General features: G+C 37.5%; 15 protein-coding genes. 11 read left to right on the forward strand and 4 right to left on the reverse strand.

What is annotated here, in order from left to right:
- Positions 1 to 185: 185 nt before the first annotated feature.
- The 5 genes from H4J69_RS04470 (at position 186) to alr (ending at position 4,965) form a co-directional block, all read left to right on the forward strand.
- Positions 186 to 722, forward strand: a complete 537-nt coding sequence (locus H4J69_RS04470; protein WP_182222548.1) for an RNA polymerase sigma factor — start codon at positions 186 to 188, stop codon at positions 720 to 722.
- Positions 719 to 1,255 carry a hypothetical protein gene (locus H4J69_RS04475; protein WP_182222525.1) on the forward strand — a complete coding sequence of 179 codons (537 nt, stop codon included), beginning with the start codon at positions 719 to 721 and terminating at the stop codon, positions 1,253 to 1,255. The genes H4J69_RS04470 and H4J69_RS04475 overlap by 4 nt, the downstream gene beginning before the upstream one ends.
- Positions 1,256 to 1,279: 24 nt before the next feature.
- On the forward strand, positions 1,280 to 2,230 hold the full coding sequence (locus H4J69_RS04480; protein WP_182222526.1) for a DUF4097 family beta strand repeat-containing protein: 951 nt from the start codon (positions 1,280 to 1,282) through the stop codon (positions 2,228 to 2,230).
- A gap of 138 nt (positions 2,231 to 2,368) precedes the next feature.
- The gene (gene dnaB / locus H4J69_RS04485; protein WP_070374997.1) at positions 2,369 to 3,787 is read left to right on the forward strand and encodes a replicative DNA helicase; all 1,419 of its coding nucleotides are present in this window, start codon (positions 2,369 to 2,371) and stop codon (positions 3,785 to 3,787) included.
- Positions 3,787 to 4,965: an alanine racemase gene (gene alr / locus H4J69_RS04490; RefSeq protein ID WP_182222527.1), complete on the forward strand. Its 1,179-nt coding sequence runs from the start codon at positions 3,787 to 3,789 to the stop codon at positions 4,963 to 4,965. The genes dnaB and alr overlap by 1 nt, the downstream gene beginning before the upstream one ends.
- A gap of 210 nt (positions 4,966 to 5,175) precedes the next feature.
- On the opposite strand, the gene H4J69_RS04495 is transcribed toward alr, so the two are convergent.
- The 4 genes from H4J69_RS04495 to zur form a co-directional block, all read right to left on the reverse strand.
- Positions 5,176 to 5,640, reverse strand: coding sequence for a chemotaxis protein CheX (locus tag H4J69_RS04495; RefSeq protein ID WP_070374995.1), 465 nt, complete (start codon positions 5,638 to 5,640; stop codon positions 5,176 to 5,178).
- A 75-nt stretch (positions 5,641 to 5,715) separates the two neighbouring features.
- The gene (locus H4J69_RS04500; protein ID WP_182222528.1) at positions 5,716 to 6,231 is read right to left on the reverse strand and encodes a DUF6702 family protein; all 516 of its coding nucleotides are present in this window, start codon (positions 6,229 to 6,231) and stop codon (positions 5,716 to 5,718) included.
- Entirely contained in the window at positions 6,231 to 8,585 is a 2,355-nt protein-coding gene (locus tag H4J69_RS04505) for a M1 family metallopeptidase (RefSeq protein ID WP_182251923.1), read from the reverse strand. Before H4J69_RS04505 ends, H4J69_RS04500 begins: the two co-directional genes overlap by 1 nt.
- Before the next feature lie 161 nt (positions 8,586 to 8,746).
- Positions 8,747 to 9,184, reverse strand: coding sequence for a zinc uptake transcriptional repressor Zur (gene zur, locus H4J69_RS04510; RefSeq protein ID WP_070374992.1), 438 nt, complete (start codon positions 9,182 to 9,184; stop codon positions 8,747 to 8,749).
- Positions 9,185 to 9,468: 284 nt separating this feature from the next.
- On the opposite strand from zur, the gene H4J69_RS04515 reads away from it, so the two are divergent.
- The 6 genes from H4J69_RS04515 to H4J69_RS04540 all read left to right on the forward strand — a co-directional run bounded on the left by H4J69_RS04515 (position 9,469) and on the right by H4J69_RS04540 (position 15,536).
- Positions 9,469 to 10,269 carry an enoyl-CoA hydratase-related protein gene (locus H4J69_RS04515; RefSeq protein ID WP_182244735.1) on the forward strand — a complete coding sequence of 267 codons (801 nt, stop codon included), beginning with the start codon at positions 9,469 to 9,471 and terminating at the stop codon, positions 10,267 to 10,269.
- A 283-nt stretch (positions 10,270 to 10,552) separates the two neighbouring features.
- The gene (locus tag H4J69_RS04520) at positions 10,553 to 10,708 is read left to right on the forward strand and encodes a hypothetical protein (protein ID WP_182214746.1); all 156 of its coding nucleotides are present in this window, start codon (positions 10,553 to 10,555) and stop codon (positions 10,706 to 10,708) included.
- A gap of 90 nt (positions 10,709 to 10,798) precedes the next feature.
- A complete protein-coding gene (locus H4J69_RS04525; protein WP_182244737.1) occupies positions 10,799 to 11,026 on the forward strand; it encodes a hypothetical protein in 228 nt (75 codons plus the stop codon).
- 180 nt (positions 11,027 to 11,206) lie between these two features.
- Positions 11,207 to 13,108 (forward strand): hypothetical protein, encoded by a 1,902-nt coding sequence (locus tag H4J69_RS04530; RefSeq protein WP_182244739.1) that lies wholly within the window; start codon positions 11,207 to 11,209, stop codon positions 13,106 to 13,108.
- A gap of 200 nt (positions 13,109 to 13,308) precedes the next feature.
- Positions 13,309 to 14,535 (forward strand): ectonucleotide pyrophosphatase/phosphodiesterase, encoded by a 1,227-nt coding sequence (locus tag H4J69_RS04535; protein WP_182222531.1) that lies wholly within the window; start codon positions 13,309 to 13,311, stop codon positions 14,533 to 14,535.
- Positions 14,536 to 14,687: 152 nt separating this feature from the next.
- A complete protein-coding gene (locus tag H4J69_RS04540) occupies positions 14,688 to 15,536 on the forward strand; it encodes an alpha/beta hydrolase (RefSeq protein ID WP_259367709.1) in 849 nt (282 codons plus the stop codon).
- The last annotated feature ends 100 nt before the right edge of the window (positions 15,537 to 15,636 follow it).

Below are 15,636 nucleotides of genomic sequence, written 5' to 3' on the forward strand. Positions count from 1 at the left end.
TAAAAATCCATTGAAATACCATTCAGCTTTGCTACGTTCTCAAAAAATATAATATTTTTCGCTTTTCTTTAAACCCTTTTCATAAATACTGTATCTTACTTTATAACGACACCATTATTGAGAGTTAACCTTTGGATAACCCGAAAGTTATTTACATTAAAAACTGTGCTGAACCGCCGACCACTATTGCTGAAAACCTTGCAAAAGAACGTGCGATTATTAGTCGAGCACAGCAGGGTGATCAGCAGGCTTTTTATCAACTTTATCAGCAGTATCATCGTAAAGTTTATGCTATTTGCTGGCGCATGCTTGCAGATAAAGATAGTGCAGAGGATGTTTGCCAAGAGGTTTTTGTACAACTATGGCAAAAGATAGCTAATTTTCGTGGTGAAAGTAAATTTTCTACTTGGTTACACAGTGTCACCAACAATATTGTACTTGGACACTTACGCAAACATAAAAACTGGTTGCAACGTATCTTTAGTATCGAAGATCAAACCATGGCAGATATTGCCGTAGAAATGCCAGATAGTGCGGGTCTAACCGAATTAGATAAACATATCGCTCGTTTACCTGAAAGAGCTCGCTTAGTTTTTGTGTTGTTCGCGGTTGAAGGTTACCGCCATGAAGAAATTGCAAATATGCTCGACATGGCAGTAGGTACTAGTAAAGCGCAATACCATAGAGCTAGAAATTTGTTAATGGAGTGGATCGAGATATGAATAAATTATTATCAGAGCAAGCTTTACAAAAAGCACTGGCAAAATTACCTGATGAAATGACACCACAACGTGATTTATGGGCTGGTATTGAACGGGCGATTGAAGTTAAAACACAAGACAAACCTGTCTTTGTATCACCGGTGAAAAAAGTGTTTATGCCTACAGCATGGGCGGCATCTTTAGTGCTCGCAGTATTGGCTACTTGGTTTTCTTTTTCGCCTCAATTTTCAGAACAGCCGCTGGATTTAGCGCAACACAATAACTCACCCCTGACCTTAGTAACTGCAATGCAAGAAAATTTTATGCACACCAAGCAATCGATGTTGATTAGCTTTGGCCAGCCTAAAATATCGGCCCTGCCAAAAGAAATTCAACAAGAGTTAATAAACCTAAGCTCAGCCCAAGCTACGATTGAAAAGGCTCTAAATGAAGACCCAAGTAATAATGATTTACTTAATTTATTACGTTGGACCCAAAAACAAGAATTAGATCTATTAAGCCAACTATACAGCCCTAAATGGCAGAGTATTTAAAGATAACACTATAAAGAGGTAGTTATGAGAGTTTTACAAAAAGTTATTCCGATGATGCTATTTTCAGCCGCTTGTTCAAGCTTTGCGGGTGAGCAGATAGACAAGTCATTACTGGTCAGTGATGTCAGTAGTGTAAATATTGAAAATTTACGCGGTAATATTACGGTTATTGGTTGGGATAAAAACACTATTTCGATAAAGGGAGAATTGGAAGACGACGCCGAAGGTTTACTCTTTAAGCAACAAGGATCGCGTGTAAAAATTAAGGTTGAGCTTGAAAATCATAACAACAACTTCTGGGGTAACAATGCTAAAGGCTCAGTATTAACGATTCATATGCCTAAAAACATTCGTGTCAGTTTTGAGGGGATTGCCAGTGATATTAATTTTGAGAACTTGCATGCCAGCGCCGAAGCAAAAACAGTAAGTGGTAACATCAAAGCGGTAAATTTGAGTGAACGCATTGAATTAATTTCAGTTAGTGGTGATATTAACAGTAGCAAATTATCAGGGAAAGTGAGTTTGTCGAGTGTTAGCGGTAATATTAAAGATCGTCAGTCACGTGGACGTTTAAGTTTGCGCGTGGTCAGTGGTGAAATTGACGCGCAATCAACAGCAAAAGAAGTGACGATCGAAAATGTCAGTGGCGATATTAACATAGGATTAAATGAGATTGACGAACTTACCGTTGCAAATGTCAGTGGCGATCTGTCAGCAACGTTATCGTTAAATGATGGTGGTGTCGTTAAGATGTCGAGTGTTAGTGGCGGTTTAGCATTAAAGCTACAGAAAAATGTTCAAGCAAGCTTCCGTTTATCAGCCAGTGCTGGTGGTCAGATCACTAATAAAATTACCACGCAAAAATCAAATAAAGCTAAGTATGGACCAAGCTCAAAATTAGACTTTGAAACCGGTAGTGCCAACGCGAACGTACGTGTAAATACGGTAAATGGCAATATTAGCGTCAGCAATTAATTTTTATGACTCTGGCATTGAAAATAGAACGAGTTAGGGCGCTTTCTGGCTCGTATTTATATTCTGTTTCAAAGTAAATTCTGCTAACCTACCAAAAGTTTTAATCTCGCATTTGCGATAGAGTTTTAGGGTATATAAATGGCAGAGCGCAAGCCAAATAAATTTTTCAAAGATAAAAAGTATTCTCAAGATAGTCAAATGAATGCTTTAAAAGTTCCACCTCATTCGCTTGAGGCAGAGCAATCTGTATTGGGCGGTTTATTGCTCGATAACGAGACGTGGGATCGTGTTGGCGAACGTGTTGTCGCTCAGGATTTTTATAGTCGTTCACATCGTATTACTTTTGAAACCATAGCTGCGTTAATTGAACTAGGCAACCCTGTTGATTTAATTACCTTATCTGAAGCTTTAGAAAACGAGCAACGACTTGAAGATGCTGGTGGCTTTGCTTACCTTGCCGAAATGATGAGGAATACACCCAGTGCGGCCAATATCACCGCTTATGCCGACATCGTTCGTGAACGTGCGGTTACTCGTGAAATGATCAGTGTGGCAAATGAAATTGCTGAAGCGGGTTATGATCCTCAAGGCCGTGCTAGTGCAGAGCTTCTCGATTTTGCTGAAACTAAAATATTTGCTATCGCGGAACAACGGGCTAACAAGTCCGAAGGGCCAGAAAACATTACCTCAGTACTAGAAAAAACAGTCGATCGTATTGAACAACTTTGTTCATCGCCAAATAATGGTGTTACCGGTGTTTCTAGTGGCTTTTCTGATTTAGATAAGATGACCGCTGGTTTTCAAAAGTCAGATCTTATTATCGTTGCTGCACGTCCATCAATGGGTAAAACTACCTTTGCGATGAACATCGCAGAAAACGCGGCGATGACTGAAGATAAACCCGCATTGATTTTTAGTTTAGAAATGCCTGCAGAACAACTGATGATGAGAATGCTAGCCTCATTAGGCCGTATTGACCAAACCAAAATTCGTACGGGGCAATTAGGTGACGAAGATTGGGCGCGTTTATCATCAACCATGGGGTTACTTATTGATAAAGGTAAGATGTTTATTGATGATGCCGCTGGTTTAACGCCAACCGATGTTCGCTCTCGTGCGCGCCGCATTGCCCGTGATCACGGTGGTATAAGTATGATCATGATCGATTACTTACAGTTGATGCGCGCGCCACAATTTGCTGATAACCGCACCTTAGAGATTGCCGAAATATCACGGTCATTAAAAGCATTAGCTAAAGAATTACAAGTACCGGTTGTGGCACTGTCTCAGCTAAACCGTAGTTTGGAGCAACGTTCAGATAAACGGCCGATTAACTCGGATCTTCGTGAATCAGGCTCTATTGAGCAAGATGCCGATTTGATCATGTTTATCTATCGTGATGAGGTTTATCACGATGATTCAGAGTTTAAAGGTATGGCAGAAATTATTATTGGTAAACAACGTAACGGCCCTATTGGTCGTGTTCCGTTGACTTTCCAAGGACAGTTTTCTCGTTTTGATAATTATGCCGGCCCGCATGTATTAGATGAAGATTAATGGCATTAACGACCGCAACGGCAATTATTAATTTATCTGCGCTCAAGCACAACTTAGCGCAGATAAAATCACTTGCACCGACAGCAAAGGTGCTAGCCGTTTTAAAAGCTAATGCCTATGGCCATGGCCTTGAACGCATTGCGCACGCATTGTTTTCTGAGCAAGCTAAAATAAATGAACACGGTCATTCATCGATCACCGCTGATGCTATTGCCGTGGCAAGAATTGATGAAGCGCTGGCATTACGGTCTTCAGGTATTACTCAACCGATTGTCTTGCTCGAAGGTTTTTTTAATGCAAAAGACTTAGCGATACTTGCGGTCAATAATTTACAAACGGTTATTCATAACCATCAACAACTTGATGCTCTTTTATCGGCAACGCTTCCTTCTCCGTTAAAGGTTTGGCTAAAAATCGATACCGGTATGCACCGTTTAGGTATAAATCCAGAGGAGTTTAGCCATTTTTATCAGCAATTAACGGACTCAGTAAACGTTCAAAAAAATATTGTGCTAATGAGTCACTTAGGTTGTGCTGATGATAAAAGCAATCAGGCGACTCGCCAACAAATATCACTCTTTGAAAAAGTAACGTTAGGCTGTAACGAAGAACGAACATTGGCAAACTCTGCCGGTATTTGTGCATGGCCAGCAAGCCATTACCAATGGCTTCGCCCCGGTTTATTATTATACGGGATTTCTCCTTTACCCTTTGAAACTAGCGCAGCAAATTTATCAACTTGTGCGCCAGAGAGTGCTTTGCACAATAAAGATATAACCTTGGATGTTCTGCCAGTAATGACGCTGAAGTCAAGTTTGATCGCCGTACGTGAATTAGCCGCTGGCGAATCAGTCGGTTACGGTAATGCTTGGACAAGTGAGCAAAAGACTATTATTGGTGTTGTTGCCATTGGTTACGGTGATGGTTACCCTCGGCATGCTAAAAATGGCACACCTGTTTTGGTCAATGGACGAAGGGTTCCTTTGGTAGGAAGAGTATCAATGGATATGATCACTGTTGATTTAGGGATAAATGCACAAGAACAGGTTGGCGATGTTGTGACTTTGTGGGGAGAGCAATTATCTGTTGCCGAAATAGCGCTATGTGCAACTACCATTCCCTATGAGCTCTTATGTAATATTACTCGCCGTGTACAAATCACCTTGTCAGCGCAGTAAAGGTCTTTTTTAAATACTAAGTAAACTACTCATCTTCTTGGTAAAGTCGCCAAAAATTCATTTACAGCGCACTTAACCGCCACTGTTTATTATAATGTCATTAATTGTCAGTTGTTATTGAGTCAATAAACTAAATATAGCGTAAAAAATAAAAAACCTCGTTTATTGCTAAACGAGGTTTTGGTCTATGACTACAAATTACTTAATTCACTATTTATCGAAACTGAACTCAATAAAAGCTTTACCAAATTCAGAATTTAACGGAATAATAATGATAGGGCCATCAGCTTTGTGGTGAATAGTATGGTTTTGACCAGAAACAACCATAGGCGTTGCCATGTCAAATTCAAAGCCTTTTTCGCTCAGCATACGCTTAGCGCCACCGGTGACCATATTAGTAATTTCACCGACTAAATCGGTAATTTCTTCATTGATTTCGTCAGGACCTTCGCCAACCATTTTTTTCATGGTGGCCAGTGCTAACTTTCCTTCAAAAGTAATTGATAGTGAGCCTTTTGTTTGAGCGCTCACCATACCAATTAAACCAGAAACATCGCCCATAGCAACTTCATTTTTTTTCAAACGAGGTTTTTCAGGTACTAATTCCATTTGTGCCATAGTAGACATTACATTGAGCATTGAAGATAAAAAAGGGTTAATAAACTCTACATTCATGAATGTTTCCCAAGGGCTTAGTTATACTAGTCATTTTATTTTGCATGTTAATTTAGCAAATGTAAATCGTTCCTACTAGTTATTGTTTTTTATTATCGCAATTTTAACTGATTTCGAAAAAGTTAAGCTGCCAATAATTGTTTCGTCTTTATAATTTACAGTATTTACTTGCTTAGGGTAAGTATCGATGAGTAAATCATTTTTTACCACTAATCCGGATAAAAAGTTTTCAAAATTAGCTTCTTGGTAAATATAAACATTACCTTTAGCGACTTCTAAACCTATCCAATTGAGCTTGATTGGCTGTTTTTTATTATCTTGAACATCAATAAGTTGGAAATGTGCTTCAACATAGTTTTGAATGAACTTTTCGTATTTAGGATGCTCAGCTGAAAAGCGTATTTGCTGTTGCTCAGCAATAGCATTATCAATATCGTGAGCCGTAAATTGATGAATAACTTCTATGTTATGGGTTCTTGGATTAACTGATAAATCAGTTAATCCAAAGAAGTATCGGTGGGCTGCGCTTGAAAGCGCAACGCCACACAATAAACAAAAAACAAAGCTTTTAAATAATGAGGTTTTTGACATTATTTATCTTCTTCTTCTTCCTTGTCTTCTTTTTCGTCATCAGCTGACTTTAATTTAACATTATAGTCACGCATCATGTCTTTTTTCTTACGTTTGTATAATTCAAAGCTTGATTTAATAGGGCGTGCTGGCCAGTAGTTATTGTTAACATCTACATCGGCTGTTTCCCAGTTTGGATCAATAGCGATAGCGGTAATCTCTTTGTCAGTAATAAATAATTTAGAAACATTTTTACTGTTTTTACGCCAGATTTCTGCAGGAATATGTACTTGTTCTGTTGTTTTATCTGCAAAAGTTAATTGCACAATAATAGGCATGACCAAGCCACCCTTATTTTCAAAATCAACGATGTAGAAATTTCTTTCATCAACAAGGAGATCTTTTTGCCATTGTTCTAACTTTTTATTTGCGCTGTTATAGGTATTACGTGCTTTATTGGTTGCCGTAAATTTATCATGCTCATTGTAAAAGTCTAACAATTCAGGCTTGTCAGTTGTTCTAAGCCATTGACCTTTATCACGAAGGTCACTAATAAATGTTGGCTTTTCACTCTCTAAGGCACGATTCCAAGCGGCTTCTGTATCAGGGTTTTGGCTATCAGGACGATATAAATGAATATTACCTAAAGCGATATCAACATGATCTGTTGTGTAGAACCAACCACGCCAGAACCAATCTAAATCAACGGCTGATGCATCTTCCATGGTGCGGAAAAAGTCTGAAGGTGTTGGGCGTTTAAACATCCAACGTTGTGCATATTCCTTAAAGGCAAAATCAAATAATTCACGGCCCATAACGGTTTCACGTAAAATATTTAATGCTGTTGCTGGCTTACCATAGGCATTATTACCAAACTGAAGAATTGATTCAGAGTTGGTCATAATAGGTACCTGGTTAGTACTTTTCATGTAATTAGTAATGTCAGCAGCATGACCACGGCGTGAAGGATAACCTTCTTCCCATGCTTGTTGTGCTAAAAACTGTAGGAAAGTGTTTAAACCTTCATCCATCCAAGTCCATTGACGTTCATCAGAGTTAACGATCATTGGAAAGTAGTTATGACCCACTTCGTGAATAATTACTCCAACTAAGCCGTATTTAGTACCACGAGAATAGGTTTTTTCACCTGTTTCTTTGTCAAGTGTTGGGCGAGGACCATTAAAAGTGATCATCGGATATTCCATGCCACCAACGGGTCCATTGACTGAAATTGATACTGGGTATGGGTAAGCAAAGGTGTATTTATTATACTGTTGCATGGTATGGATAATAGCTTCAGTTGAGTACTTTTCCCATAATGGATTACCTTCATTAGGGTAAAAAGACATCGCCATGGTATCGGTACCGCCTTCTTTATAACCTTGAGCGTCCCAAATAAATTTACGGCTTGATGCGAAAGCAAAATCACGAACATTTTTAGCTTTAAAATGCCAGGTTTTCGTTTTTGTTGAGCGAGATTTTTCGTTTTCAAGTGCTTCATCAACGGTAACTATAAGCACAGGTTTCTTTGCGTTTTTAGCTTGTTCTAAGCGTTTACGCTGTGTTTTTGTTAAGACCTTGCTTTCATTTTGTAACTCACCGGTAGCGGCAACAATATGATCAGCAGGAACGGTGATCTTAACGTCGTAATCACCAAATTCTAAAGTGAATTCGCCGTTACCTAAAAACTGCTTGTTTTGCCAGCCCATAACGTCATAGTATGCTGCTGCGCGAGGAAACCAGCCAGCAAGCTCATACAAATAGTTATCGTCTTCTTTAAAGTATTCGTAACCCGAACGGCCACCTAACACTTTTTGTTCATGAAGCTTATAGTTCCACTTAATATTTAATTCAACATCATCGCCGGATTTTAATGCCTTAGGTAAGATAACGCGCATCATTGTGCCGTTAATTACATAGTCAAGAGCACTACCGTTTGATGCTGTAACTGCAGTAATTGTATTACCACCATCAAATTCAGTTGACTCGATAGCGCCACGCAACCCGCTATAAGTTATTTTTTTACTAGGAGCTGTCGCTGTTAAGCGATTATCAGAGTCACGTTTTAAGCGGTTTTGATCTAGCTGTATCCACAAGTAGCGTAAAGTGTCAGGTGAATTATTGGTATAACTCATTGTTTCGCTACCCGTTAAGGTTTGCGTTTTATCATCAAGTTGAATATTAATTTTATAATCAACTTGTTGTTGCCAATACTGGTGACCTGGTGCGCCTGATGCAGTTCTGTAAGTGTTGGGTGTTGGTAAAGATTCTTCTAATTGACGAAATTTATCGCTACTAATGGTGTTTTTCGCTATTGCGCTACCACTGGCAACAACAAATAAGCAAATTAACGCTGACTTGATTGAATAATTCATAGGCTTCCTGAATATTTTATAATATGGGAATGTTTAACCGTGTACTTATAGCATAAATAAGTTCACTGAGTTAAGGGGGAGGGTACTTCTTATGCGACCAATAGCTCTAAATATGAGTTTAATGGGGGTGTTAAAGTTATTATTACTCCTGAATAATAACGCTATTTACTGCAGCTTTGACAAGCACCATGCGCTTCAACAATTTGATGGCTAATGGTAAAGCCGGTTGCATCTGCCATCGAGCGTAAAGCTAAGTCTAAATTAGACGATTGAATTTCTTCAACATGTCCGCAACGGTCACAAATAAGTAATTGCACGGGATGATTACATTCACTGAAATGATGGCACATCACAAAAGCATTTATAGACTCAATCTTATGAACAAAGCCCTGCTTACCAAGGAAATCTAAAGCACGATAGATGGTTGCTGGTTTTGCTGCTGGGTCAATTAGCTTTAATTCGTCAAGCAAATCATAAGCACCAATAGCACCGCTATGTCCGGTTAATAGTTTAAATACTTGTTCGCGAGCCAAAGTAAATCGTGCACCACGCTTCTTGCAAGACTCTTTTGCTTGTATTAATAATTCTTCTGCATTCATTATGAGTTAGGTACTTGCATGATTAGGTTATTTTTTAGCAGTTTAACACAGAGATTTTGATGATGTAATATGCTTGAAAGGTTAATTACTTAACCCTTTAAATTAAAAGCGTGTTGTTGGCACTCTCAACGTTTACGAAAATGTAATGTAATATTTGATAGTTGGCTAACAGCTAAGTACCAAGATAAATTCACTTTACTGGTTTAGCAATTTTATCTTGCCCTCTTCGATACCTACGTGTCATCTTTAATCAATAAGAATAAATTTTTTACTATGGACTGAACATGCCTGAATTTGAATATTTAGATTTAACGCTCCAAAATAATGTCTTACATTTACAACTTGCACGCCCGAATAAGGCGAACGCGATGAATAAAAAAATGTGGTTTGAAATTGGTGACGCTTATCGTTGGATAAATAACCAAAACGATATTCATGTCGTGGTATTGAGTGGCAAGGGGAAACAATTTTCATCGGGCGCCGATATCAACTTTTTATTAGACGTTATGGCGTCAACACAAGATTGCCAAAATGATAAAACAGCGCACTTGAGGGCTGAAATCATTAATATGCAACAAGCATTTTCAGCGATTGTTGATTGTTCTATTCCAACAATCGCAGCGGTCCATGGTGTATGTATCGGGGGGGCGGTTGATTTAATTTCGGCATGCGATATTCGTTTAGCGTCGATGCGGTCTTACTTTAGCATTTTGGAAACGCAATTAGGTATACCTGCAGATATGGGAACATTGCAACGCTTGCATTTTAATTTACCCGATGGCCGATTACGAGAATTAGCATACACTTCGGCTATTTTCTCAGGACGTCAGGCAAAAAAATGGGGCATGATTAATGATACCTATTTAACACGTAAGCGTTTAATGAAAGCTGCTTTCAGTTTAGCCAACCGCATTGCTTTATTACCTAATTATGCCGTAAAAGCGACAAAACGCAGTTTAAATGTAAATACCGATACTATTGTGGCTAATGGCTTAAGTGCTGTTGCCGAATTAAACGCAGAATTACTGCAGTCTCCACAAGCAATGTTGACAATGGAAGAGCTCAAACGAAAACTGAAAAAGTGATATAAAATTAAGTCATTTCAGTGAAATTATTTAAACGTTCTCCTCAATAAATATTTGTTGGCTTTAGCGCTATAGAGTTAATCTTTATATTTTACTAAAGAGTGTGCGTCGGGCACCTGCACTTGCTCAGGAAAGCCCTAGAAGAGACTTTGGGAAAATAATCGTTAATTAAGCAGTATTGTCAGTAACGTTTGTCATTAAAGATTCATAAACTAACTCATTAAAAGCTATACCTTTTTCATTGTTTAAGTCATAATTCATTGACATATAACAAGGAATGTTAATGATGAATGTCAATGAATTTGATCGAATGAATACCCTCTCTGAAAAAATCCTCAGCTCAACCGCATCTGTCCATGAAATAGCAGAATTTACTGTATTACTTAACCTATGGAAAAGTTCTGAAAAATTCAATTTAGTTATTGATTTACCCCAATAAAGAATAGACGTTTCAATTGTAAATATATTGATCTTTAGGTATAAATGTCTCGCCTATTTAGGATGAATTATAACAAATGGATGTTTTTGAATGAATTATACTGCTTCTCTTTTTGTGAGCTTAATATCACTGGCTCTTTTAGCTTCTTGTGGTGGAGGCAGTGGTGAACGTTCAGAAAAAATAACGACACCGCAGCCTACTGTTCCAACACCACCTGTTGTCAACGCGATTTTTACAGAAGATAATGCCGGTGATATTGCCATCTGGAGTACGGTGTTAACCGAAGCGAGTATTAATGCCGCAGACATCATTGAATAGGAAATTATTTGGTTTCATCATGCACCTGAAAACATCTTAATTAGAGACTGTAATAGCACAGGTACCGTTGAAAAAATTATTGACGATACAGAAAATAGCTACCAATTAGTTTTTACAGACTGTAGTTACCAAACCGATATTATTGATAGAGAAAACTCAACCACAACAGTGACTGCCTTAGTGAATATTACCCAGCAGTATATTCAACTTGATGACAGCAAGAATCCTTACTCGGATAGTTTCCTTATTAAGGACCTAAGTGCAAAGTTTTCCTCTACGCGCTTTATTATTTCTACGATAGAAGAACCTTCACTTTCATTAGAGTTAATGTTTGAGCTTTTGCTAACAAGCAACCAAACGTGGAGCGCAAGTACTGAAGATTTAGACGGAGATCTCGTTTTAAATTATCAAAGTAAAAACAGAAAACTTGATATAAAAGCAATCGACTTTAAAGTTAAAACTGATGATTTAATGGTTGTTACGGACTCTCTAAAGCAAACGACAATTAATCAACATATTAATGCGCCAGGTAGTAATAAATATCCGCATTACCAAGTCGATATTACCAGTACAATAACGAGTGAACTATTTGCCTTTGAGACCACTTTAACCTCTACCGTTACCTCGCCATATTCAGGTAAAGGTTACGCATCACAATCACCTGCTGGAACCTTTAGACTGACCAACGCTCAAAATGAAGAAATATTGCTAACATTTATCACAAATAAATATATGCAATTGCACCTTAACCAAGAACTTATAGGTGAAGCAGAAACAGTAGCATGGACTTCATCCGCCTTATTTAATTTACATGATAATGCCCAAGCACTAGCTTTTATCCAAGAGTTAACACCGTTTAAAGCTATTTCAATTACTAAAGAGACGATTGAAAATGATCCCGTTGAAAAGGTAATCATAAAATTTAATAAAAAAGTATCCATTGATAGTAGTTATTCAAATACTCCGATACAAGTTTCAACTCTTTCGGTCTCTAATTCTTTTTACCGACCTATTATTTTAGCGACTGAAAACAAGATTACCCTTTCTTTCGATACCAATGAATCTAAAGGTTTTTATAATATTTATTACGACGGAAACTATAAACTGAAAACCAGTGAAAAATATGTTGAACAAAGTTCAGGCGGACACTCAGTTAAACAAATCGTTGGCATTGTCGGTGAGGCAGTTACATTAGATCATACCGTCGAGCAGGTTCGATACTCATCTGTGTTCGACCATCTTATTGCAATAAATGATTTTAATACCGTAATAAAAGTCTTTGATCTTGAAACCGGTCACTTAATTAAGGCTTCTAATGAAACCAATATTATTTTTGACCATATTTGTTTCTCGGCTGATCAAGAACGTATATTTTTAACGGGTCTAAACTATGACGATTACAGTTACCAAATATTTTCATATGACCACCAAACGCTAAGGCTTATTGAGTCTTATCAGCAAACGGGCTCTGCTCATAGCCTTAAAAAGTGCGCGGCTAATCAACTTATATTTGTAAATGATGATTCACTTGAGCAATTTAACTTGTCAACGACAGACTTTTCGCTTACCAACACCGCTTTAGCTAACGTCAATAACATTGTTCAATTTCCATTAAACGACAATAAATTATTATATGTGTCGGATACAGATAGCCGTGGTTATGAATTGTTCTCATTAACATTAGATCCTTTGGCGATTGAAGCTGTTGCGACTCCACTGGCGGATAGTCGCGATACTTACAATTACTCTGGTAACCAAGAACGGGCTATTTTCATTGATGGCGTCAATGAAACACTGCTTGCTAGAAACACTGTTATTAAGATAAGTGACACTTCTGAAGTACTGCATACCTTTACGGGCGAAGAAACTTATTTTCCTAAGAAAAATGAACATATCCGATATCATAATCAAGCGCATAATATTATAGTTACTAATCTTGCGGTTTATGACGCCTCAACTTTTGTTGAGCTTATAGCACTCCCGTCGATTCCTGCGGCAAGCTATTGGTTTGTTGATAATGATGATAGATTATCTGTAGTCCTTCAATCAATGGATAGTATTTACCGAGTAAAGCTCTACTAATTTTACCGAGCGCTCAATTATAAAAAGGCATCAGCACAAAATATATAATTATTATGCTGATGTTTAATTGAAGCGATTGTCTTATTTACGCCCCGCGTTGAGTCAATAAATACTCGTCTTAAGATAAAGCAATAACGATTTTATGTTAGTAAAAAAATGCTAGAAAGCCCTTAAACACTAATTATTGATGAGAAATTACCGTGAATAAATTATTTATAATAGGCATGTTATTTGCCTTAAATGCATGCACATCAGAATCAAAAAATTCACTAGGTATAGCATCCAATCCTAATCCTAAACCTTATGTGTTGTTAATTTCACTGGATGGTTTTAGGTGGGATTATGTTGATAAATATCAGCCTACATTCTTGTCTCAATTTGCTAAAGAGTCTGCTCATTTAACATCATTACGTCCTACTTTCCCGACAAAAACCTTTCCTAACCATTTGAGTATTGTTACGGGGTCATACCCTGAGAATCATGGCATAGTGTCTAACCGTTTCTATGCTCGCGATTTAAATAAAACCTACAGCATAAGAGACTCGGAAGCGGTGACCAATCCCGACTTTTATTTACGTAAACCCTTGTGGATTATTGCGGAAGAACAAAATATGCGTACCGCTAACTATTTTTGGCCAAGCTCCGAAGCCGCTATTGCGGGTATTTATCCGTCTCATTTTAAAAAATATGATCACAACGCCTCACATCAAGAACGCATAGATGGTGTATTAAATTGGTATCAGCTTCCTTCAAGCGAACGGCCGCAATTAATAACCACTTATTTTCATGATATAGACAGTGCAGGGCATGGTTTTGGTCAAGATTCACCTGAGCTTATTGCCGCTATTAACCGTGTAGATAGCACCATTCGTGAAATGGTTGAAAAAGTACGAACGTTAGATTTTGAAGTAAATATTATTATTGTCTCTGATCATGGTATGGCTGATTATCCTGCTAAGAATTATGAATATTTACCTAATTGGTTAAATGATGAATATAAAGTTTTGGCAACCAACCCTATTACACTTATATACGATGAGGGTAAGTCTACCCGCACATTAGCTCAAACTGTTGCACAATTAAATCAACAAGCTAAACATTATAAATGTTATCAATACCAAGATATTCCAGCAAAATTTAACGCCTCAAAATCCAGTCGTATCGGTGATATAGCTTGTTTAACCGATAACGATTGGTCGATAGGTTTTACCGGAAAAACCAGTAAAGGAAATCATGGTTGGAGTCAGTTTGACACTACAGACATGGACGGAATATTCTATGCACAAGGGCCCGCATTTAAAAAAGCATATCAGTTAGATACAGCTGAAAACATAAATATTATGCCATTAATAGCAGACATTTTAGGCCTAGAAATCACCACACCAATTGATGGTAAATTAGCGATTATGAAACCGTTACTTAAATAAATATTATGCCCATAAGAGTTGCACACTAAAAGTAATACACCGGTGATTTATTCGCTGGAGTATTGCTTTACTTATCCTTAAGGTTTTATAAATAGCTCGTTATGGTTAGGTAAACATAACGACTTGTCATTGAGTCAAGAAAGAGAGTTCACTTGAAACTAGTAATATACAGTTTAACGCTGCTATTAATATTGACCAGCCAGCTATCAATGGCTTTTGCCACTACGCCTTTTCAAATACCAAGAAGTAAAGTCGTTGAAATTAAAGATCCCGACAGTCAACGCGTTTACCCATTATTTATAAAGTTACCTAAATCTTATGCTAAAAATGATGATAAAACTTATCCCGTTATTTACTTAACCGATGCTTGGTATACTTTTCAGATTGTTTCTGGGGCAACCCGTTACCCAATGAATGCACAAAAAATGAAAGAAGCTATTATCGTTGGCATTTCATATGCGAAAGGGTCGAAGCGAGATGCTAGCAGAGTGCGAGACTATACCCCAACAATCAATAAATCCTGGCAACAAACAACAGGTGGTGCTCAACAGCATATGGCGTTTATCGAAGCTAGTGTTATCAATTATATCGATAAAAATTATCGAACGGATCGACAAGATAGAACCTTTGTCGGTAACTCGCTTGGCGGATTATTTGGTACATATATATTATTAACTAAACCGACATTATTTAATCATTACATACTCGGTAGTCCTTCTTATTGGTTTGATAATAAGGTTATTTTTACATTAGAAGAGGCGCATCGAAAGCGGCAGTTAACCATTAATGCTAATGTTTTTATTGCTATTGGCGAGCGTGAATCAAAAGCATTAGACAGCAGCCATGACATGGTCAAGGATGCTGAAAATTTTTATGAAAAAATACTTAATTGGCAGCAAACTCATGTAAAAGCAAAAATTGTTATTATCCCAGAAGCCAATCATCAAACCGCTTTTCCTACGACGGTCATTCAAGGACTACATTGGATTTACAAAATATAACCTCATGCTAGTTTTGTATTTTTAGCCTAAAAAAAAGTCAAAAATAGTGTATATAATGGTAAATAATATACATTAAGTAAAATATTCTAATTAACGTTAA

Origin of the sequence: Colwellia sp. BRX10-9 (assembly GCF_014077405.1) — a bacterium.
In the GTDB taxonomy this organism is placed as follows: Bacteria; Pseudomonadota; Gammaproteobacteria; order Enterobacterales; family Alteromonadaceae; genus Colwellia_A.